19 protein-coding genes are annotated in these 21,067 nt (G+C 49.7%); 2 read left to right on the top strand and 17 right to left on the bottom strand.

What is annotated here, in order from left to right; translation table 11 throughout:
• Window positions 1-77: 77 nt before the first annotated feature.
• The 15 genes from CWC46_RS17330 to CWC46_RS17260 all read right to left on the bottom strand — a co-directional run bounded on the left by CWC46_RS17330 (window position 78) and on the right by CWC46_RS17260 (window position 15,671).
• Window positions 78-746: an alanine--tRNA ligase-related protein gene (locus CWC46_RS17330; RefSeq protein ID WP_021015287.1), complete on the bottom strand. Its 669-nt coding sequence runs from the start codon at window positions 744-746 to the stop codon at window positions 78-80.
• A gap of 19 nt (window positions 747-765) precedes the next feature.
• Window positions 766-1,701, bottom strand: coding sequence for a LysO family transporter (locus tag CWC46_RS17325; RefSeq protein ID WP_021015288.1), 936 nt, complete (start codon window positions 1,699-1,701; stop codon window positions 766-768).
• Window positions 1,702-1,708: 7 nt separating this feature from the next.
• Window positions 1,709-2,905, bottom strand: coding sequence for a diaminopimelate decarboxylase (gene lysA / locus CWC46_RS17320; RefSeq protein WP_021015289.1), 1,197 nt, complete (start codon window positions 2,903-2,905; stop codon window positions 1,709-1,711).
• Window positions 2,902-3,858, bottom strand: a complete 957-nt coding sequence (locus tag CWC46_RS17315; protein ID WP_021015290.1) for a PLP-dependent cysteine synthase family protein — start codon at window positions 3,856-3,858, stop codon at window positions 2,902-2,904. The genes lysA and CWC46_RS17315 overlap by 4 nt, the downstream gene beginning before the upstream one ends.
• 468 nt (window positions 3,859-4,326) lie before the next feature.
• Complete coding sequence (hycI, locus tag CWC46_RS17310) at window positions 4,327-4,776, bottom strand: hydrogenase maturation peptidase HycI (protein ID WP_021015291.1); 450 nt, start codon at window positions 4,774-4,776, stop codon at window positions 4,327-4,329.
• 22 nt (window positions 4,777-4,798) lie between these two features.
• Entirely contained in the window at window positions 4,799-5,203 is a 405-nt protein-coding gene (locus CWC46_RS17305; protein WP_021015292.1) for a formate hydrogenlyase maturation HycH family protein, read from the bottom strand.
• Window positions 5,200-5,991, bottom strand: a complete 792-nt coding sequence (locus CWC46_RS17300; RefSeq protein WP_021015293.1) for an NADH-quinone oxidoreductase subunit B family protein — start codon at window positions 5,989-5,991, stop codon at window positions 5,200-5,202. Before CWC46_RS17300 ends, CWC46_RS17305 begins: the two co-directional genes overlap by 4 nt.
• Window positions 5,988-6,557: a hydrogenase 4 subunit H gene (gene hyfH, locus CWC46_RS17295; protein ID WP_021015294.1), complete on the bottom strand. Its 570-nt coding sequence runs from the start codon at window positions 6,555-6,557 to the stop codon at window positions 5,988-5,990. The genes CWC46_RS17300 and hyfH overlap by 4 nt, the downstream gene beginning before the upstream one ends.
• An 11-nt stretch (window positions 6,558-6,568) precedes the next feature.
• Window positions 6,569-8,296, bottom strand: a complete 1,728-nt coding sequence (locus CWC46_RS17290) for a hydrogenase large subunit (RefSeq protein ID WP_021015295.1) — start codon at window positions 8,294-8,296, stop codon at window positions 6,569-6,571.
• Window positions 8,289-9,929, bottom strand: a complete 1,641-nt coding sequence (locus tag CWC46_RS17285) for a hydrogenase 4 subunit F (RefSeq protein ID WP_021015296.1) — start codon at window positions 9,927-9,929, stop codon at window positions 8,289-8,291. Before CWC46_RS17285 ends, CWC46_RS17290 begins: the two co-directional genes overlap by 8 nt.
• Window positions 9,930-9,934: 5 nt before the next feature.
• A complete protein-coding gene (gene hyfE, locus CWC46_RS17280; RefSeq protein ID WP_021015297.1) occupies window positions 9,935-10,585 on the bottom strand; it encodes a hydrogenase 4 membrane subunit in 651 nt (216 codons plus the stop codon).
• A 9-nt stretch (window positions 10,586-10,594) separates the two neighbouring features.
• Entirely contained in the window at window positions 10,595-12,049 is a 1,455-nt protein-coding gene (locus CWC46_RS17275) for a hydrogenase 4 subunit D (protein WP_021015298.1), read from the bottom strand.
• Between the two features lie 16 nt (window positions 12,050-12,065).
• Window positions 12,066-13,013 carry a respiratory chain complex I subunit 1 family protein gene (locus CWC46_RS17270; RefSeq protein ID WP_021015299.1) on the bottom strand — a complete coding sequence of 316 codons (948 nt, stop codon included), beginning with the start codon at window positions 13,011-13,013 and terminating at the stop codon, window positions 12,066-12,068.
• Between the two features lie 13 nt (window positions 13,014-13,026).
• Complete coding sequence (hyfB, locus tag CWC46_RS17265; RefSeq protein WP_021015300.1) at window positions 13,027-15,048, bottom strand: hydrogenase 4 subunit B; 2,022 nt, start codon at window positions 15,046-15,048, stop codon at window positions 13,027-13,029.
• Entirely contained in the window at window positions 15,045-15,671 is a 627-nt protein-coding gene (locus CWC46_RS17260; RefSeq protein WP_021015301.1) for a 4Fe-4S dicluster domain-containing protein, read from the bottom strand. Before CWC46_RS17260 ends, hyfB begins: the two co-directional genes overlap by 4 nt.
• A 404-nt stretch (window positions 15,672-16,075) precedes the next feature.
• Here CWC46_RS17260 and hypC point away from each other — a divergent pair, with 404 nt between their 5' ends.
• The gene (gene hypC / locus CWC46_RS17255) at window positions 16,076-16,345 is read left to right on the top strand and encodes a HypC/HybG/HupF family hydrogenase formation chaperone (protein ID WP_021015302.1); all 270 of its coding nucleotides are present in this window, start codon (window positions 16,076-16,078) and stop codon (window positions 16,343-16,345) included.
• A gap of 268 nt (window positions 16,346-16,613) precedes the next feature.
• Here hypC and CWC46_RS17250 read toward each other — a convergent pair whose 3' ends face one another.
• Entirely contained in the window at window positions 16,614-17,600 is a 987-nt protein-coding gene (locus tag CWC46_RS17250; RefSeq protein WP_021015303.1) for a DMT family transporter, read from the bottom strand.
• Window positions 17,601-18,255: 655 nt separating this feature from the next.
• Here CWC46_RS17250 and gltP point away from each other — a divergent pair.
• The gene (gene gltP / locus CWC46_RS17245; RefSeq protein ID WP_021015304.1) at window positions 18,256-19,581 is read left to right on the top strand and encodes a glutamate/aspartate:proton symporter GltP; all 1,326 of its coding nucleotides are present in this window, start codon (window positions 18,256-18,258) and stop codon (window positions 19,579-19,581) included.
• A 90-nt stretch (window positions 19,582-19,671) separates the two neighbouring features.
• Here gltP and CWC46_RS17240 read toward each other — a convergent pair whose 3' ends face one another.
• Window positions 19,672-21,012: an anaerobic C4-dicarboxylate transporter gene (locus CWC46_RS17240; protein ID WP_037380791.1), complete on the bottom strand. Its 1,341-nt coding sequence runs from the start codon at window positions 21,010-21,012 to the stop codon at window positions 19,672-19,674.
• Between the last annotated feature and the right edge of the window lie 55 nt (window positions 21,013-21,067).

Below are 21,067 nucleotides of genomic sequence, written 5' to 3'. Positions count from 1 at the left end.
TTTAGCGAGACGCTTTGAATTATGTAGAGTATAGATATCCTATCTATAAGAATATCTACCTCTGAATAAGAGTACGATTAACTAAGCAGGCGGATTTCAATTCTGTTGACGTTTTTCCCTTTGTTTTTTCTTGATAGTTTCACTTGTCCTATCTCTTTTGTCTTCTTCACGTGTGTTCCGCAGCAAAGCATTGAGATATTTGCGCATTGCCAGAACCTTAATTTCCCACTTATTGTGCAACTGATATCTTGGTCAGATAATATGAATTCATTGACTTTTTCTTCAAGAACCGCAAGTCCATCAGGTGTTAAATTATTGGACAGTTTATAGTCGCTTCTATCTTTTTCATGGTTAACGAAAGATCCTTCAACTGACATAAAATCAGGATGTTGGCTTAGTAAATATTCGACAATATGGCTGGCTGAGTGAAGGCGCATTGTTTGCCATCTTTTTTCAAAGTCAATGCTGCCTTCAACGTTTTGCCCTACGGTAAAGCTACTTGTGTTCAAATAATGCTTGATTGGCGCATTGAAATCTAATTTATTTAAATTCTCTTCGCCCACATCAACATAGGTAGATGTCACATCAACGTTATTGATAATGCCGGAATCGAAATCCTGATTCCCTGACAATGGATAAAAGAGCGTTCTGTCCAGAATAATATGGTCTTCGCCAACAAAGAGTACTTTTGCGGTGAAATTACTTTCATAAGGAGATGAATCAAAAAGCCTTATTGTTGTAAACATGAATTTGTGCTCCTTTACGCTATAAAGAATAGAAAAAAGGGATTAAAAATGGGACGAGTATTGTAATGACACCACCAGAAAGCAAAGCAACCGGGACATAGGGCGTTCCACAGTGTTTTTCGATAACAGGTAACGTCACATCCATCGCAGTTGCACCAGCGACGCCGATGGCAATATTCCCGTTACCTATACGAGAAAGTGTCGGAATTAATAATAAAGCAATTGCTTCACGAAAAAGATCACATAAGAAAGCGACAGATCCTAGTAGTGGATTGTTCATTTTAGTAAATAAAATCCCAGAGAGTGTATACCAACCGAATCCTGAACTGATAGCCAGGCAATGTGTTAATGATAAAGGTATAAAAAAAGATACAATGATAGCACCAATATAAGAAGAAAATACGGTTAATAATGTCATAATGACATTATTACGATTAAAAAAAACTTCTTTTAAATTCAATCCTGACCGTGATAGTTTTATTCCAATGAAAAAAATCAACAAATATAACAATGCAGTTATAAGAATATCATAATTCATGGTAGGGATTATTTGTCTATAACCAAGGAAGAACCCAATGATGACAAGCCCTGTCAAAACCAAAGGGTCTTTAATATATCCGATTAAATCAAATGCAACCTTTTGGTTATCTGAAATAGCCATACCCTCATCCAGAATAACATTTTCTTTATAATGGAATACTTTCAATACAATCGCAATAGATAAAGAAGATGCAACTGCAATGCTGATGGCATTTACGCCAACAGTGACAAGTTTTTCTGTGATATCTGGAATTAGCCCAACGGTTATACCCATGAATATAAGAAGAAAATAAAGGCAGGCGTTTGATAATTTTTCAACTATTTTAAGGTTGGTGTGAGGAATGAAAAATTGATGTTTTATTCCTAGGAAGAACACTAAAAAAATAGGAATTAAATTTGAAAGTGCAATGCTCATAATCTTCTCATTCAAATAAACATGTTGTCAGTAAATCGTCAATAGTTTCTTTTCTACGTATCAGATGAATGTTTTGTTTTTCATCAATCATTACTTCCGCAGGTTTCGTCCGTAGGTTGAAGTTAGAACTCATTGAGTAACCATATGCACCTACATCATTGATGCATATGATATCATCAACATAAGTTCGTGGTAAGCATCTTTCACGACAGAAAATATCTCCAGACTGACATAAGTAGCCTGTAATATCATAACTCTCTGTTTTCTCTTGAGTGCTGGTAATGTTTTCAATCTCGTGCCAGGCATTATAATAGAAACACCGTGGAAAGTGATTATAACCCGTATCAAGACCGATGTATTTTCGTGAGCCATAGTCTTTTACTGAACAGACCTTTGCTACGAGAGTGGCGATATCGGCGACTAAATATCTTCCTGGTTCGACAACAAAACGGATACTAGCGTTGACGTTTAAGTTCTGACGCATTTTGTCTAATCCAAGGCGCACCGATCTTATGTCATAGTCATTATTGTGGTGGTAGTCATAACCAAATCCTCCACCAAAATTAAGAAAAAGAATAGTAGTGAAATTATTAGATAACTGGATAAGTGATCTTGCATTTTCCAGATATTTTTCTGATGACATATCACCTGAACCGGTATGGGAGTGAAGGCCTTCTATTTCAATGTTATTCTTCAGACATAGCTGCTTTGCTTTCTCAATTTCTGATGGGAGAATACCAAATTTAGACATTTCTCCATTTGTAATAACTTTTGAAGAATGTCCCGCTCCTATGCCTGTGTTAATTCTTAGGCTTATTTTACTTTGTTTAAAATACGTACAATATACAGCTAGTGCGTCAAGTGAGCCAATAATAATATGAACACCTTGACTATGAGAAAATCTCATCTCATCGAGAGTAATACAATCTGAATTGTAGTATATATTACCTGGATTAAAACCACATTTTAATGATAATACTATTTCTTCAGTAGAGCAGGCGTCAATACCTAACCCTGCCTTGTGCATGATTTTTAGTAACGTAGGATTTGAATTTGCCTTCAGTGCATAAAGTATGCTGTAGCCATGAGCATTGAAGGATTCTTTTAATTTCTGAATGTTTTTTTTTAGCTTCTCTTCAAAGTATACATATACTGGTGTTTTGTGGTTTTCTATGACTTTGTGAATTAGTTGTGAGTTTTTCATTGATTATTCTGACTCTGAAATTTTGAAAGATATCTTTCTCCCGCATCAGGAGATATGCAGGCTACTCTCTTATACATGTCTTTGGACAGTAGCTTTATTGCAGCGGCAACAATAGCACCACTTGACAGTCCGATATCGATTGAATCATTCTTTCTGACAAGATTGCAGGTAGAAAAGGCTTCTTCGTCACTTATTTCCATAACATCATCAATGAATTCTTTTTTTAAAATACCAGGGATGAAATTTGAACCTATTCCTTCAATTTTACAAGGTGATGGATTAAAGTCTCCACCACAAACGTGAGATTTATAAATGGAACCAACAGGATCTGCAACTATAAACTTTGTAGTACTTCCTTTTTCTCTGAAGTAGCGTGCTATCCCCATTAATGTTCCTCCAGAACCCACTCCGCAGACAATAGCGTCTATATTTTCCATCTGCGACCATAGTTCAGGCGCAGTGGAATTATAATGAGCCTGAGTATTTGATTCGTTATAAAACTGATTACAGAAATACCTACCTGGTATTTCAGAGTACTTTCTCGCTACATTGACATAGTTATGGATTAAATTTTTAGGGGCATCTGATGGCATAATCAGAACATTTGCACCATAATATTTTAACAAGGCCAGCTTTTCTTTACTAATCCGATCGTGTGTGACAATAGTAACCTTATATCCTTTTAGTTGGCCTATCCATGCTATTCCTATGCCTGTATTACCGGAAGTTGCTTCAACCAGCTCATCCCCAGGTTCTATATCGCCTTTTCTTTCTGCATCTTCAATAATTTGCAATGCAACCCGGTCTTTTATAGAACCACCAGGGTTATAAGACTCAAGTTTTAAACGCAGATCGCATGATGGAAATTCTGCTGTCAGAATGTTAACCATCGGAGTATTGCCGATCACTTTGAGTAAGCTTGTTCTGTTAGTTTTTACTGTTACTTCCTGCATATACGCCTCCTTTTTAAATATGGTTATATGTAAATTAATTTAATGAATTAGGTCAAGCTGTTTTATTTATGGGATAAAGGAATAATATTTTTTTATTTTTAATAAATTGTATTTTTTATTATTTTTAACTAAATTTATATATATTAAAGTATTTTATTTCATATTTGTTTTTAATTTTGGGCTATAATATAACTAATGTCACCTATTTTAATATTAAAATTTCTAATAAATAATGATAGCGCTTAACTATTTTTTCTCATATTAATGAGTGCTTGACCATTTTTGTCATTTTGAGTCGCGTTAATATGGATGCTAAAGATAATAAGGGATATGAATTAGATCGCTAATGATGTCGTTGTGACTTAAAGCATGAGGCGGAATAGATAAAGGTGATGTTCTGCCTGGGAGTGTTCTACCTGCCGCAATACTGTGGATTGTTGCAGGTAGAGAAGATGATATCGTGTCTAATCATTCCAACGGGCTAAACCCGCCATTGCCTTCCCAGGTCGCCAGCCGTTGGTACAACGTGTCTACCGCCTGAGTGACTTCCGGGCCGAGGGGAAAATAGAACGCCACCAGTGCTGGCTGAATGCCGATAAAAATCACTTCGGGAATGTCTTCCTTCAACTGATCAATGAGGAAATTTAGCGGCAGGTTGTGGGTATTCATCAACAGATCTTCGGCGATGCGGTCAGGATTGACGATGCGGATTTCGCCAGGGTTGAGACCCATATCAGTGGCGTCCACCACCAGCAGGCGCTGTGGACACAGTTCGCGTAGCGTGTGCGCCGTGTTTTCTGGAATGGCGCCGCCATCAATCACCGACCAACCATCAATCGGCTGTTGCGTCATGCGCTCGGCCAGCAACGGACCCGCGCCATCGTCGCCCATCATGGTATTACCGACGGTAAGCACCATATTTTCAGTTCGTAGTGGACGTTCAGTAATCAACGCGTTTCACCATCAGGTAGAGAGCCGTTTCACGGTCAATCGCCCCCAGATAGTCCATCAGGGTGCGGGTCCATTCAGCGTAGTGGTCCTGCGTGCTGTCCAGTGTGCTGAAAGCACCACCCAACAGGGTGGTGTGAGTGCTATCAATGGTAATTTCACCGAATTTCATCAAACCGGCCATTTTTCGTTTGGCTTCACCCTCCGCCAGTTGATCGATCCAGCTTTCGTACTCTGTCAGCGGGCATTCCAATACCCGTTTCAGACAATCAATGACCCCGACGTGATGACCAATAGCCAGCGAGTAGTACATGACCTGCTGCGCCTGCTCCGGGATCTTGTCCTGTGTATCGAGAAATTTCTGATTCAAGGCATAGAAAATGACCCGCGTATTCATCGCAAACGCTCCCCATTAAGTAACGACAGATAAATCTGTTGCAACTGGCCGAAGATTTCCGTTAGTCGCGGATCGTTATGTTGTTGAAGGTAGGCATTGATACGTTGATCAAGCCCTTCCAGCGGCTGGTTTTCCAGCAAGGCCAAAAAGCTGTCGCTGATTTCCCGACCTTGCCAGTAACCGGCCATACGACGGGCTTCACGCTCCAACAGAATGCGTAAATCGAGTGGAACATCCGGGTGAATCAAGGTCGCTTTTTCGTTATCACCCTGAGTATGGTCGCTGCCGTGCAACTTTTGCTCCAGCAGGCCCAGCGCCACGGCGAAACCATAGATAGTGGCGGCGGGGGTTGGCGGGCATCCGGGGATGTACACGTCAATCGGCACGATTTTGTCGCTGCCGCCCCACACGCAATACAGATCGTGGAAGATACCGCCGCCGCAGCCACAGGCACCGTACGAGATACAGATTTTCGGATCCGGCGCCGATTCATAGGCACGCAGCGCCGGTGTGCGCATGGCGCGGGTGACCGCACCGGTGAACAGCAGGATATCGGCGTGACGAGGGGAAGCCACTACCTTGATACCGAAGCGTTCGGCGTCGAACAGCGGCGTAATAGCGGAAAAAATTTCGATTTCACAGCCGTTACAGCCGCCACAGTCCACGCGGTAAACATAGGCAGAACGCTGAATGTCCTTCAGCAGCGTTTTTTTCAGTTTAATCGCCTGCTCATCAAGGGTGATAGGCGTAGTGCGATAGTGATCGACACCATCAGGCAGCATGCTCATGAGCGCTCTCCCTCTCTGGTCGTCGGGGCGGACAGATGCTGACTCAACATCACGTTACCCCGTTGGTTCATATTCTGTTTACGTTTACATTCGGGACAGGTTTCAAAACGGCTGCGCTGAGATTCTACTTCAGCTTCCGTCAGCCCGGATTGCACCAGCAGCGCCATGGCATATTCCACCTCTTTTTGCGGTGCAAACGGACGGTGGCAGACATGGCAGTCCAGCAATTTGAACGTTGCTCGTTGATAGAGGTCGGCTTTATTGCTGACCGCCATTTCAAACTCCGGCGATAGCGCGATGGCGCGGGTGGGACACACTTCCTCGCAGCGCCCACAGAAGATGCAGCGGCCAAGAAACAACTGCCAGGTGCGGGTACCGTTCACCACGTCGTTTTCCATGGTTAATGCATTCGCTGGGCAGACCATGGTGCAGGCGCCACAGGCAATACACTGTTCCGGGTCATACTCGGGTTTACCGCGAAAACCCGCCGCAACTTCAAGCGGGGCAAACGGGTATTTCACCGTGCTGTTGCCCGCTTTCAGGATAGTTTTAAACAGTTTCAACATAATGCATCTCTCTATTTAAGCGGCGAGTTGGTGCGTTCCAGACCGTAACGCTCCATTTCTTTATAAGGCACGGTGGTGATTTTCTGCGTACGCACATCCACCAGTGTTACCCGGTCAGTACAGGAGTAGCACGGATCGAGACTGCCGATAATCAGCGGCGCATCGGAAACGGTATTACCGCGCAGCATGTAACGCAGTACCGGCCAGTTGGCGTAGGTGGCGGCACGACAGCGCCAGCGAAACAGTTTCTGGTTATCGCCGGTCATGCTCCAGTGAATATCTTCACCGCGTGGCGCTTCGGTGAAGCCCAGTGCGAATTTATGCGGCTGATAAGTGAAATGCTCGTTCAGCAGCGGGCCTTCCGGCAGGTTATCCAGACCGAATTCAATCATCGCCAGTGAGGTGAAGACTTCACGCACGCGCACCAGCAGCCGCGAATAGACGTCGCCAGCATCCAGATGATGCAGCTCCATCGGCAGATCAAGGTAACCGGCAAACGGATGATCGATGCGCACATCACGCTGGAAGCCACTGGCGCGGATCATCGGCCCGACCGGGCTGTAGTCACGCGCCACTTTGCGATCCAGGATACCAATACCCTGGGTGCGTTGCCCCATGTTGGCAGTATTGAGCAGCATATCGGTAAGTTGGGTGACTTCTTCATGCATTTCCCGCACCAGCTTGATGGTTTTTAACCGGCTGTCTTTCAGAATATCGCGGCGCACACCACCAATCAGGTTCAGACCGTAGGTTTTACGCGCACCGGTCAGCATCTCTGCCATCTGCATGGATTTTTCACGTATCCGGAAGAACTGCATAAAGCCGGTATCAAAGCCGACAAAGTGGCTGGACAACCCAATATTCAGCAAATGACTGTGCAGACGTTCCACTTCCAACAGCACGCTGCGGATGGCATGGGCGCGAGGCGGTACCGGAATGCCCAGCGCGTTTTCAATCGACGAGGTATAGGCCACGCTGTGGGTAAAACCACAAATGCCGCATACCCGATCAGACAGGAAAGTCACTTCGTTGTAACCCATGCGGGTTTCCGCCAGTTTTTCCATGCCGCGGTGGACATAGAACAGGCGATAATCGGCATCAATAATCTGTTCACCATCGACAAACAGACGGAAGTGGCCCGGTTCGTCCGAGGTGATATGCAACGGACCAATTGGCACCACACGGGTGTCGCCAGTGGCTTCGTTGACGAAAGTATAGGACTCGTCGTCACAGGTTGGTGCCGGGCGCTGGCGGTAATCCATTGAATCTTTACGCAGCGGATAGAGTTCGTCCGGCCAGTCATCCGGTAACACCAGACGGCGTTCATCCGGTAGACCCACCGGGATCAGTCCGTACATGTCGCGCACTTCGCGCTCACCCCAGACGGCAGCCGGTACGCGTGGTGTGACGGACGGGAATTCCGGTACGGTAGGATTCACCAGGGCTTTCACTACCACCCAGCATTTTTCGCCTTCTTCCATCGACAGCACGTAGTAGACCGCGAAGTGACCGTTGAGTGAGCGTTCATCATTACCAAATAACACCGATAACCAGCCACCATTCTGGTAGTACAGAAATTCCACTACCTCCGGCAGCATGTTCAGTTTGACGGTCAGGGTCAGTTGGTTGTGGGTTTGCCACTCCTCCTCCAGGACTGTCGCCGGGAATTTCTCTCTGACGCGGGCGACATAGCCAGCACCCAGTTTGTCCAGGTTGGCAACAGGGGTTTCATTAATCACGGTACATCTCCTGACGGGAAGGGGTTAACGATGAATGCTCAGCCAGCGGCGCAGCGTCCGTTGCGGTGGCGGTAATCGCCGTTTGACGATGAAACAATGACTGCCATGACAAGGAAAATGGCGGCGTTTCGGCTGGCTTGCCGTTGTTCAGTACGATGGTGGTGGCGTTTTCCAGCAGGTGGGTAACCGGCTGTGGAATATGGGTGCCCATTACCAGCATCAGTATCAGCAGAACCGCCATCGGGACGGTGGTCAACCAACCCAGTTCACCTTTGCTGACCGCTTCCGGGCGACTGCCCAGTACGGTACTGGCTATCATCCGTACCAGACCAGCCAATACCACGGTTAGCAGCACCAGCAGCACTATCACCAGCACCAGATGTCCGCCGTGAATACCGGCAACAACGGTCAGAAATTCACTCAGGAACACATTGAATGGCGGCATGCCGCCCAGCGCCAGCGCCCCCCCCACGAACAGCGCGCCGGTGAGCGGCATCACGCGCAGAATGCCTTTCACCGCATCCATGTCGCGGGTGCCATATTTCAGTAGCACATTACCGGAACCGCAGAACAACAGGGTTTTCGCCAGACTATGGTTCAGTGTATGCAGCAACGCCGCCAGTATGCCCAGCGGGCCGCCGATACCGATCGCCACGGCAATCAGCCCCATATTTTCCATACTTGAATAGGCCAGCAGACGCTTCATGTCACGCTGTACCAGAATCAGTAACGCGGCCACGGCGACCGACATCGTGCCGAAAATAATCAGCAGTCGTTGTGGGAACTCGGGGCCAATGGCGGCACTGATCAGCATGTAATAGCGGATTATTACCAATAATGCACAGTTCAGCAGTACCGCTGATAACAGCGCACTGGTCGGGCTGGGGGCTTCACTGTGTGCGTCAGGTAACCAGGCGTGCATCGGGAACAGGCCGGTTTTGGTGCCAAAGCCGATGAGGATGAAGATAAATGCCAGGTGCATCAGCGTGCTATCTAGCTGGCTGGCGTGTTTCATCACCTCAGTCCAGAAAATGGCGTCGCCAGGGTTAGCCATCACGCTGGCGGCATTGGAATACACCAACACCGTGCCATACAGACCAAACGCGACACCCACGGTACAGATAATGATGTATTTCCAGGCCGCTTCCAGCGAGGAACGCTGACCGTACAGCCCCACCAGAAACGCCGAGCTGAGCGTGGTGGCTTCAATCGCCGCCCACATCAGGATCAGGTTGTTACTGGTGATCACCAACAGCATGGTGAACAGGAACAGGTGGAAGAAACCGTAGTAGTTGCACAATGTGGTCACGGTGATTTCACCACTGTCCACTTCATGGCGCATATAGCCGATCGAATAGAGGCCGGTGATAAAGCCGATGATACCCAGAATGGCCAGAAACAGAGCGCTCAGGCTATCCAGATGCAGCCAGCGATTGGCGGCCAGCAACTCGCCGTGTTGGTAGACGGTCCACACGGCGAACAGCGTGACAACCAATAACACGATGATACCCAGCAAGTGCAACAGGTTAACCAACCCGCGCGCCGCGCCGCCGGTAAAGCGGCAGACAAAGGCCAACAGGGCGACCACCAGCGGTGAACCCAGCAGGATGAGAAAGAGATCGATATTACTCATGTTATTCACCCTTTCAGCGCTGTCAGTTGCTGAACATCCAGCGTGTTAAGTGTGCGATGGATTTTGCGTGCCATCAGTGCCATCACGATGACCGCAAAAATGGCATCGGTCGCGATACCGATTTCCACCAGCTCCGGTGCGCGGTTTGCCAGCAACGCCAGCGTCAGATGTGCGCCGTTTTCCATCAGGCAGTAACCAAACACCTGTTTGAGAATGTTGCGCTGGCTGACAATACACAGCAGGCCAATCATGAAATGTCCCAGCGATACTGCCAGCGCTGGTTTCAGTTCGCTGACCATCGGCAGTTGCACCGGGGCCACCGCGAAGTAGCTCAGCACCACAATCACTGTGGCGATCAGAATAATCATCGCCGGGCTGAGCACGCCGCCATCGGCTTTCGGGTCGGCCAGCTTACGGAAGGAGCGGTACATGATGGTCGGCACCAGCACCACTTTGGTGATAAAGGCGCTGATGGACCACCAGTACAACTCCGGTGCGTGCAAGGTATTGGCCAGTGAAATGAAAATCAGCACCAGCACTAACGATTGCAGTGCGTACAAACAAGCTGAGGTGGTGGGCTTTCTGGCGCCGATCACCAGCAGTGAAGTGATGATCAGCAGTCCGGCCAGGTTATTTACGATAAGTGATCCAGTCATGATCGTTCCTTATTTCAGCCACAGGGCGGCAATGACGCTGGAAAACAGTGACATCCCAATCAGTACCAACAGCACCGCCTGCATGGAGCGGGGCACTGGTGTCGCGGTAGCCACTTCCTCCGAAGGTTCGCCCGGTACGGTACGGCCAAACCAGTAAAGGAACCAGGCGAAGCTGCCAACCGATTCAATCAGCGTGATGATCAGCAGTGGCAGCAACCACACTTGTTCACGGGACAGCGCAAAACCGGCGGCAAACAGCGGAAATTTACTGAAGAAGCCATTGAAAGGCGGCACCCCGGTGATCGCCAGCGCTGCGACGCAGAATCCCACGCCCAGCAGCGGCATCTTGCGCATTATCCCTTTCAGCTTCGGTAACATACGGGTACCGCAGCTGTAGCTGAGCGCACCCGCCACCAGGAAGAACAGACTCTTGGCGAAGGCATGGTTGAAGATGTAGGCAATACCGGCATCAAAGGCCATGCGTGAGCCGAAGATCGACAGTGACAGCGCAAAGAAGATGTAAGACAGCTGGGTGATAGTGGAGTAGGCCAGCAGACGTTTCATATCTTTTTGCGGCAGATACATCAGGAAGCCATACACCAGGGTAATGGTGGCCATCACGATACCGACGACGCCAATCACGTGCGGAACCTCACCAGCAGACAGAATGGCGCGGGCAAAAATGTAAACCCCCACTTTCACCATTGACGCGGCGTGCAGGTACGAACTGACCGGTGTGGGTGCTTCCATCGCGTCCGGCAACCAGACGTGTAACGGGAACTGGGCGGATTTCCCCCAGGCGGCAAACAGAATTCCGCTGAACACGACGATCTTGCCGGTTTCATCCAACTGCGACAGCGCGCTGAGCGCAAAGGTGCCGGTGTTGACGAACAGATACGCCGCCGCCAGATAAAGCCCGATGGAGGCCACGTGGGTTACCAACAGTGCTTTCATCGCCGAGCGCAGCGACTTGGGGGTTTGGTAGTAACCGATCAGCGCCCAGGAACATCCTCCGGTGATTTCAAAGAACAGCAACTGCCCCAGAATGGTGGAAGAGAGTGTCAGCCCGGCCATCGCACCGATGAACACCAACAGGAACGCGTAATAACGGTTGGTCCCTTCATGGGGATGTTCACGGTTGCCCAGCGTCAGGTAACCGCAGGAATAAATGCTCACCAGCAGGCCGAGGGACACCACGGCAAAGCCAATCAGCAGGCTGATTCTGTCCAGTATGAATCCGAAGATTTCAGTCTGGCCGTAGCGGTAGAGGGTGAAGGTGACGTCCGTCTTCCCGCTGTTGAAATAGGCGCAGGCCAGCCAGCCCATGCCGAGTGTCGCCAGCAATGCGAACAGACTGCACAGGATCTTGGCCTGTCGCGGCGGCATAAAAGCGATCAACAGTGCGCCGAAGAACGGCAGCAGGATGGTCGCAAGGGCAACATTCTCTATTGCAAAAGTCTCCATGATGAATGCTTACTCCTTATAGACCAGTCAGATAGAAAACGAACGCCAGCGCCGCAACGCCGAAGCCCAGCCAGGTAACTCGCCCGGTCAGCAGGAAACGTCCACGGGCCAGGCTGTTCTCAATCAGGGCGGCAACGATAAATACCACTCCCAGCTTGATGACAAAGGTCAGTGAACCCCACAGTATGCCCGCCAGCGAGACACTGGCGGCTTTACCAAACGGGATGAAAATTGACAGAAACAGCGCGGCAACCACCACCTGTTTCAGGCTGATACCCCATTTCACCAATGCCAGGCCAGCACCGGAATACTCAGTCAGCGGGCCTTCCTGTAATTCCTGTTCGGCTTCGGCTACATCGAACGGGATTTTGCCCATCTCGATGAAAACGGCGAAGGCGCAGGCCAGCAGCGCCAGTACGGTTGCGGTCGGTGAAACCCAATGGCCGTTGGCCAATTGCTGACTGATGTTGCCGATATTGGTCGATCCGGCAATCAGTGCTACCACCAGCAGTGCCAGAATCAGAATCGGCTCCACCAGCACGCCGAGTGTCAGCTCACGGCTGGCACCAATCCCGGCGAAACTACTGCCGGAATCCAGACCGGATAACGAGAAGAAGAAACGAAACACCGCAAACAGATAGAGCAGGGTGATAATGTCGCCGCCGGCCCCGAACGGAGAGGCATCGGTGATGATAGGTAACGTCATCGCGACCACCATCATGGTGCTCAGCAACACAAACGGCATCAGACGAAAGACACCGCCACTGTGCTGCGGCGCCACTTCCTGCCGGCGCAGCAGTTTGAAGAGGTCACGGTAATCCTGCAATATGCCCGGCCCCTGACGAGAGTGCATCTTGGCGCGGATGACCCGCGACATGCCAGACATCAGCGGTGCAATAGCCAGTAACAGCACGGCCTGTAACAGGGCACAGACGATCAGGGTAAATACGGAAACGTGAGTCATGATCCTGTTCTCCTTAGGCCATTGTCGCCAGTATCAGAATAACCAGCGCGGCGACCACATACAGGCAGTAGACCCGGAAGTCACCATTCTGAATCCACTGCGCGGCGCGGCCGAGACGTTGTACGCCCCGCACTAATGGCCCCACGATATGGTCGTCCCACACAGGTTCGACGTATCCTGCCGCCTGGGTGGTATGTTCCAGTGCGCTTTGCATCGCCGGGGCGGGATCCAGGGTTTTACGCATCCGGTACAGTGGTGCGAACATCACGCGTAACGGTTGGGTAAAGCTACCTGCTGATGCCGCCATCGAGGCTTCATAACCATAACCACAAGCCCACGGCGTGCCGCGTTGACGGAAGTTCAGGCGAGCACCGCGACAGCCGACGTAAAGCAGCAGCGGCAGCAGCGGTAATGCCAGCAACAGAATGAAGATCAAGGGGGTGTTCAGCGAGGTCTGTTGCGGATTGCCAGGGAATACCTGCATACCCAGTGCCACAGTCGGGGCGCTATTGTGGGTCAGACTGGCGGCCACTTGTGCAATGACGGGAGCGACCTCGCTGGCACCGATACCCAGCAGCACGCACAGTAACGCCAGCAACAACATGGCGGTGGTCATCGGCCATGGGACTTCCCGGGCCTGAGCGGCTTTTTCACTGCGTGGCGCACCAGAGAAACTGATACCGTAAACCTTGACAAAACACATGGCTGCCAGCGCACCGGTAATCGCCAGCATCACGATGGCAATCGGTGCCACCAGACGCAGGCCAAAACTGCCCTCGTGACTGAGGCTAAACAGCGATTGATAGGTAAACCATTCACTGACAAAACCGTTCAGTGGCGGCAGCGCGGAGATAGCCATACACCCGACCATAAACGCCAGTGCGGTACGTGGCATCAGGCGAGCCAGACCCCCCATTTTTTCCATATCTTTAGTGTGCAGACGATAAATGACGGCCCCGGCCCCGAGGAACAATAAGCCTTTAAACACGGCATGGTTAAGCAGGTGATACAAGCCACCAAGCAGACCCAGCATCGCCAGCAGCGGATGATGCGTGGCAATGCCAATCATGCCAACGCCGACACCCATCAGAATAATGCCGATGTTTTCTACCGTGTGGTAAGCCAACAGCCGTTTGATATCGTGTTCGGCCAGCGCATACAGCACACCCAGTACCGAAGACACCGCACCAAACGCCAGTACCACCACGCCCCACCATGTTTCGGTGGCACCGAGCAGATCGATGCCGACTTTGATGATCCCGAAGATACCGATTTTCACCATGACGCCGGACATCAACGCGGAAGCGTGTGACGGCGCTGCCGGGTGAGCACGTGGCAACCAGCCGTGTAACGGCAACATCCCGGCTTTGGCGCCAAAACCAAAGAACGCCAGCAGGAAGACAACGGAAGCCTGTGGTGCAGACAGCGATGCCTTTCGGAAATCCGCAAAATCCAGGCTACCGCTATGCCGGTAGAGCAGGAAGAAGGCGATCATGATCAGCACCGAACCGGCGTGAGCAATCAGGAAATAGAGCAGACCAGCGCTGACCGCTTCTTCGTTTTGTTCGGAAATCACCAGGAAGTAGGAGCTAAGGGACATCACTTCAAACAGAATAATGAAGTAGAAAGCGTTATCCACCACCACCAGCGCTACCATCGAGGCGATAAACAGGTTCATGAAGAACCCCATCGCCCAGGCGCCGCGTCCGCGGTATTCCTGGAGATAAGCCAGTGAGTAGAGCGATGTCATCATCACCAGCAGGGAAATCACCATCACCATAAATGCCGCCAGGGCATCAAGACGTAAGGTCAGGTGAGCGAAGGCATCAAATGGACCACTAAACATGGCAGTGACGACCGGGCCACCGAGTAGTAGGGGTAATGCCGCCGCGACGCCGGCGCAACCGCCGACAAACGAACAGAGCCCACTCAGGCGGATAGCCATCGACTCCTGACGCGACAGACACAGGGAAAGCAGTGCGCCCGCCAGATAAAATGCCAGTGACAGACTCAGCCATTGCAATGCAGTCATCATAATTTTGGCTCCCGTTCATTTTCCGTTGGCGGGAAAGGAATATTACCGGTCGGCCATTCCATCGCCTGTTTCTGCTTGGCGGCTATAGCGTTTTCCATGCTCTGGTCATCGACCAGATACAGGGCGTTGGTCGGACAGACACGCACACATTCCGGGCCATTTTCCAGGAAGTCACACAAGTCGCATTTCACCGCAATGCTGCGAACACCGGCATTCCATGACAGGAACGGATGAATAGAGGAAACGCTGACCGGCACGTCAGAGAGCATGGACAGCGGAATATGCTGATCAAACGTTTCCGGAATAGACAGCGGCTTGCTGCCTGATGGAGTGATTGCGCCAAATGGACAGGCGATAGCACAAAGCTTGCAACCGATGCAGGTATTCTCATCCAGTACCACCGCATTATCCTGATGCGTAATGGCATTGACCGGACATGCCTTGGCACAGGGCGCATCCTCACAGTGACGGCATAGTACCGGAGCGGTGCCACCGGCATCGCGCTCGACCGTCAATCTCGGATGTGTCTGTAGTCCCTGTTGGCGGTGTACCTGTGTACAGGCGGCCATACAGGTGTTGCATCCGATACAACGTTTTGGCTCCGCAATGACGAAGCGGTTCATAGCCATACCCTCCGGGGTCATGATGAAGTAGTCCATCGCCGGAAAGCATATTCCATGCCACATGAGTTAAGTTCTTATTTAGTTATTTTAAATCAATATGTTGATCTATTTTTTCCTGAAAAGTGGGTGACGTGAAAAACGTCGCTCGACATTAGTGACGACGGTTCTTTCCGACAATGAAGGTAATCTCGTCACTATCGACAGCAAAAGATTTTTTCATTCTGGATAAAACACCGGAAAGGGGCAGATGATGCGTTTTTCGCCGAAACAGTGGGAATCAAAGGGTAAATTATCGTCATAAGCGCTGTTTTTATGGTTCGGTTGGGTGTAATCAAGATCGCTGGCATTAAATTTGCTTAGTCTGTTTCATTCTTTTTTATGTCGACAATCGAGAGGAGCTGGATATGTGTCTTGGTATTCCGGGTCAGGTCGTGGAGTGGGCGTCAGTGGATCGCCAATTGGCGTGGGTGGATGTCTGTGGCGTAAAGCGTGAGGTCAATGTGGCATTGATCGTGGGTGATGACGATCAGCAACCGTTAATCGGCAGTTGGGTCCTGGTTCATGTCGGGTTTGCCATGAGCCGTCTCGACGAACGTGAGGCCCGTGATACGTTGGACGCATTACGACAGATGGAAGAAGTAGAACAGGACGTGACAGTGTTTCTGAGAACCTGACGGAGATACCGCTAGCCTGCCATCCCGCACTCATTTTATCGAGATGACAACGCGGCGGGGATAATATTGTTACCCCATATACGGGTTATACCCGTCATACTTCAAGTTGCAGGTGTGTTGGCTGCGTTCGTTCACCCGAATCACTTACCTGAGTAAGCTCCTCGGGATTCACTCTCTTTCCGCCTTCCTGCAACTCGAATTATTTGGGGTATATATAATGTGCTGCTCCGCAGAGCCAATCGCCTGTTTGATCTGTTCTGACGCGGCTTCAGCCATGCTCGTGATCAGTCATGGGCGGCGGCGATACGGTGGAAACCATCGGTTTCGGTTTAATTAGCATGGTATAAATGACGCCACTGATCAGGCAGATAATTCCGCACAATGTCAGTAACGGCGGCCAGGACTGGCGCAGCAAAAAGGTATACGTCAGACCCGACAGCGTTTCAAATACCAGCAGTGGCCCCACCAATATGGTGGGCAGGCGTTGGCTAGCTTCGTTCCAACACAGCGTGCCGAGCCAGGAACCGAACAGGCCAATGATCACCATCAAGGTAATAAATACCCCCGGTCGTGGGCCGAAAGGGAGTGCGAAGCGCGGCTCGGCCAACGCCAGATAACCACCAACCAGCAGGTATCCCACCAGTGCCAGTGGTAATGTCGCCACACCTTGTGCAGTAGCCCAAGTGCCTGGGTTTTTATCCGGATGTTGGCGTAACCAGCGAGCGTTGCGCAATGGATACCAGGTCCAGCAGACAACGGCCAGCAGGGCTAAGGCCATGCCACTGAGGTAGTTCCATAACGATAGCGGCGCCGACGAATTGGTGATCTCCGCTATATTCACCAGGATTAACCCCACAGCAATCAGCCCCAGCGCGGGTGTCAGGCGTCGCCATGATAAGCGACCATCATGACGACCATAAAGCAGGTTGGCGCTTATGGCGATCACCACCGGCAGCGTTCCGATAATCATGGTAGTAATCGGTGCGCCAGTTCGCTTGATGGCACTGGCCAAACAGAGGTAGTACAGCAGGTTGCCGATCGTCGAAAGCTTCAGTGCCTCAAGCCAGTCCTGACGGGTTAGCTGCGTCAGACGGGCGCGATCACTCCAGGCCAGCGGCAGGGCAATCAGACCAAACGCGAGGTAACGCCCGGTAGACTGTAAGGCGGCTGGGTAGTCGGGTATGAGTAGCGGCCCGATAAATATCAATCCCCACATCAAGCCTGCGGATAGCGCAAACATTATACCGGTTAACATTAACCTTCCTGTTCTGTAGTAAAAATATCCAAGGGGAGCTGTAATCCTGCTGATCGAAATACTTATGATAGAAAAGCTATAAAAGAATCAAATTATGTATTGGTATGGAATAACAAAACTTCGTACTGATGATGGCTGCTAGCATAATTGACCTGAGGTAAGGTGTGAACTTTCAGCAGTTAAAAAGTTATCCGTGAATCTTCACATTGTCATTACAACCTGGTCGAAGTGGTTAATACGCGGTTCTCTCTTCCTGGTCCGGCGTGAGCTGTCATATCTGCGAGATGGCTGCCCTTTTTTGCGATCGGGTATAGCGCATATGATGACCATTATGGAGTGCCATTCAGCATAGTTATGAACTATCAATTTCACGATTTTCTTGATCTCATCTGTTCTGGATAGTAGCATTTGCGGCGATAACAATAACTTATGGCATATGTTTTATTTTTGTAATCAAATACTTGTTCGTTTTTTATGAATAACTATGTGATTTTCAAGTATGTGGCTTGCTGGAATGAAATGGCTTGTCACGATAATAACAACATTTTATCTCCGTAATCTCCCCTCGTTTTATCAATTCAGCTTGAGCTGAATTGATTGTTGGCAGTCGTTTTGTCACAGGTTAGCGCAGGGAGCATAAACATGGATTATCACTATGAAAAAACAGAAAGTTAGTCTTGCCTGGCAAATCCTCATCGCACTGATTATCGGTATTGTTGTCGGCGCGCTTTTACATGAGTATCCCAATGACAAGCAATGGCTAATCAGTAATATCCTTAGTCCGGCAGGGGATATATTTATACGGTTAATCAAGATGATTGTGGTCCCCATTGTTATCACTACGCTGGTGGTGGGAATTGCCGGTGTTGGTGATGCCAAGAAATTGGGGCGCATCGGTTTAAAGACCATCGTCTATTTTGAAATCATTACGACATTGGCCATTATTCTCGGTATTACGTTGGCGAATGTTTTTCATCCTGGTTACGGCATCGATATGTCGACACTGACCTCGGTGGATATTTCCCAGTATGAAAAAACCACGCAACAAGTACAAAGCGGTACTCACAGTTTGGTGGGGACTATTCTGTCGCTGATCCCCTCCAATATTTTTGCCGCATTGGCTAAAGGGGATATGCTGCCGGTGATTTTTTTCTCGGTACTGTTTGGGTTGGGCTTGTCCTCGCTACCGAGAGAACAGCGTGAACCTTTGCTGAATGTGTTCCGCAGTGCATCGGAGACCATGTTCAAGGTGACACATATGATCATGCGTTATGCTCCGGTGGGGGTGTTTGCGCTGATTTCTGTCACCGTGGCCAATTTCGGTTTTGCTTCACTGTGGCCACTGGCAAAACTGGTGATACTGGTTTATGTCGCCATCCTGTTTTTTGCGCTGGTGGTGCTGGGATTGGTGGCACGCGTGAGTGGTCTGCGCGTGACAATGTTGATCCGTATTCTGAAAGATGAACTGATTCTGGCGTATTCCACAGCCAGTTCGGAAACCGTACTGCCACGGATCATTGAAAAAATGGAAGCGTATGGTGCGCCGAAAGCCATCACCAGCTTTGTGGTGCCAACCGGTTACTCTTTCAATCTGGATGGCTCTACTTTGTATCAGAGTATCGCCGCCATTTTCATCGCCCAACTCTATGGTATTGACCTCTCTCTTAGCCAGGAGCTGTTGCTGGTGGTGACGCTGATGCTGACGTCCAAGGGTATCGCCGGTGTACCAGGGGTCTCTTTTGTGGTGTTGTTGGCGACACTGGGCAGTGTCGGGATTCCGCTGGAAGGCCTGGCGTTTATCGCCGGGGTTGACCGTATTCTGGATATGGCGCGTACCGCGCTCAATGTGGTAGGTAACTCACTGGCGGTGCTGGTGATATCCAAATGGGAAGGTCAGTTTGACGAGGAGAAAGCACGGGCTTACGAGCGTGAACTGATCGGACTTGAGGCTCGGCCCGCCAGTCAGGAAACGTTGCTATAAAAAAACCGGGCGTTGCCCGGTTTTTTGACGATTGAAAACCTTTTTCACGTTAACGCCGGATTTCCCTGAACCATCCGGCGCATCGCGCGGTTAGTAATAGCCGTACAGTGCCGCTAAAATCCAGCCAAAGACACAGGATGTACTCACGCCAATCAACCCTGGCAAAATAAAACTGTGGTTAATGACGAAACGGCCAATGTGGGTCGTACCGGAGCGGTCAAACTGGATGGCAGCCAGATCGCTGGGGTAAGTCGGTAGAATGTAGTAACCGTAGCAGGCTGGCGCTGATGCCACGATATAGGCGGGATCAACACCAATCGCCAGTGCTACAGGCACAATGGCAGCCAGTGCTGCGGCCTGAGAGTTGACGAATTTGGAAACCAGCAGCAAGACCAACGCGTAAGCCCAGGGGTAATCTTTTACCAATGCGCCCAGTGTATCTTTAATTTGCGACATGTGGGCGCCGAACATGGTTTCCGCCATCCAGGCAATACCATACACCGCGACAATAGCGATCATCCCTGAGCGAAACACTTCGTTTTTCGAAATAGACGCGGGATTGGTTTTCGTCGCTATGATGATGATGGCGCCAGACAGTAGCATGAACATCTGAATGACCAACACCATGGACAACGGCTTGTTGTTAAATACCGGACGCAGGCTGGGTACTGCCCCCATCAACGCTACAGCCGCAATAGTCGCCAGAAAGATCCACATGGCTATCCAGTTTTTGCGCGGCAGTTTTTTATCCAGCAGCGTAGCGGTATCACCGTAGACGTATTCTTTGTTTTCCGGTACGGAAATAAATTTCTGGAAAACGGGGTCTTTATCCAGATCTTTACCTCTGAACCAACTGAAAATCCCGATAGCCAGAATACCCAGTAAGGTTGACGGAACCGTGATTGCCAGTAAGTTCAGAAATTCAAGATGTTTACCCTGAAAGGTAAAGTTACCCAACATGGCAACCAGCGATACCACGGCGACAGAAACCGGGCTGGCAATAATCCCCATCTGGGCACCGATAGAACTGGCCGCCATTGGACGTTCAGGGCGGATATTATTTTTGATTGCCACGTCATAGATAATGGGCAGAATGGTGTACACCACATGTCCAGTACCACAAAGAATGGTCAGGATACAGGTGACAAACGGCGCAATAATCGAAACATATTTCGGATTACGGCGCAGCATTTTTTCCGCCATTTGCAACATGACATCCAAACCACCAGATGCTTGCAGTGTTGCGGATGCGGCTACTACAGAAATAATAACCAGCATTACATCAACTGGTGGTTTTCCTGGTGGAAGTTTGAAAATGAAAACCAGAATTACAAGCCCGATACCGCCTAATAAACCCAGCGCGATCCCACCTTTACGTGCGCCATAAAACAGGCATATCAGGACAATGATAAGCTGAATGATAAAGTCCATAGATTCCCCATTACTCATAATGACGAGTTAATTAATTAAGATTGGCTTACTTTCG

This window comes from Prodigiosinella confusarubida (assembly GCF_002847015.1).
GTDB classification, from domain to species: Bacteria; Pseudomonadota; Gammaproteobacteria; order Enterobacterales; family Enterobacteriaceae; genus Prodigiosinella; species Prodigiosinella aquatilis.
The sequence above is the reverse complement of the archived record's forward strand: the minus strand, read 5'-3'. Positions and strand labels throughout refer to the sequence as shown.

Excerpts from the sequence above, each read along its gene's own strand:
- CWC46_RS17330 (WP_021015287.1), bottom strand. The coding sequence starts at position 746 with ATGTTTACAACAATAAGGCTTTTTGATTCATCTCCTTATGAAAGTAAT.
- CWC46_RS17325 (WP_021015288.1), bottom strand. The coding sequence starts at position 1,701 with ATGAGCATTGCACTTTCAAATTTAATTCCTATTTTTTTAGTGTTCTTC.
- lysA (WP_021015289.1), bottom strand. The coding sequence starts at position 2,905 with ATGAAAAACTCACAACTAATTCACAAAGTCATAGAAAACCACAAAACA.
- CWC46_RS17315 (WP_021015290.1), bottom strand. The coding sequence starts at position 3,858 with ATGCAGGAAGTAACAGTAAAAACTAACAGAACAAGCTTACTCAAAGTG.
- hycI (WP_021015291.1), bottom strand. The coding sequence starts at position 4,776 with ATGGTGCTTACCGTCGGTAATACCATGATGGGCGACGATGGCGCGGGT.
- CWC46_RS17305 (WP_021015292.1), bottom strand. The coding sequence starts at position 5,203 with ATGAATACGCGGGTCATTTTCTATGCCTTGAATCAGAAATTTCTCGAT.
- CWC46_RS17300 (WP_021015293.1), bottom strand. The coding sequence starts at position 5,991 with ATGAGCATGCTGCCTGATGGTGTCGATCACTATCGCACTACGCCTATC.
- hyfH (WP_021015294.1), bottom strand. The coding sequence starts at position 6,557 with ATGTTGAAACTGTTTAAAACTATCCTGAAAGCGGGCAACAGCACGGTG.
- CWC46_RS17285 (WP_021015296.1), bottom strand. The coding sequence starts at position 9,929 with ATGAGTAATATCGATCTCTTTCTCATCCTGCTGGGTTCACCGCTGGTG.
- hyfE (WP_021015297.1), bottom strand. The coding sequence starts at position 10,585 with ATGACTGGATCACTTATCGTAAATAACCTGGCCGGACTGCTGATCATC.
- CWC46_RS17275 (WP_021015298.1), bottom strand. The coding sequence starts at position 12,049 with ATGGAGACTTTTGCAATAGAGAATGTTGCCCTTGCGACCATCCTGCTG.
- CWC46_RS17270 (WP_021015299.1), bottom strand. The coding sequence starts at position 13,013 with ATGACTCACGTTTCCGTATTTACCCTGATCGTCTGTGCCCTGTTACAG.
- hyfB (WP_021015300.1), bottom strand. The coding sequence starts at position 15,048 with ATGATGACTGCATTGCAATGGCTGAGTCTGTCACTGGCATTTTATCTG.
- CWC46_RS17260 (WP_021015301.1), bottom strand. The coding sequence starts at position 15,671 with ATGAACCGCTTCGTCATTGCGGAGCCAAAACGTTGTATCGGATGCAAC.
- hypC (WP_021015302.1), top strand. The coding sequence starts at position 16,076 with ATGTGTCTTGGTATTCCGGGTCAGGTCGTGGAGTGGGCGTCAGTGGAT.
- CWC46_RS17250 (WP_021015303.1), bottom strand. The coding sequence starts at position 17,600 with ATGTTAACCGGTATAATGTTTGCGCTATCCGCAGGCTTGATGTGGGGA.
- gltP (WP_021015304.1), top strand. The coding sequence starts at position 18,256 with ATGAAAAAACAGAAAGTTAGTCTTGCCTGGCAAATCCTCATCGCACTG.
- CWC46_RS17240 (WP_037380791.1), bottom strand. The coding sequence starts at position 21,012 with ATGGACTTTATCATTCAGCTTATCATTGTCCTGATATGCCTGTTTTAT.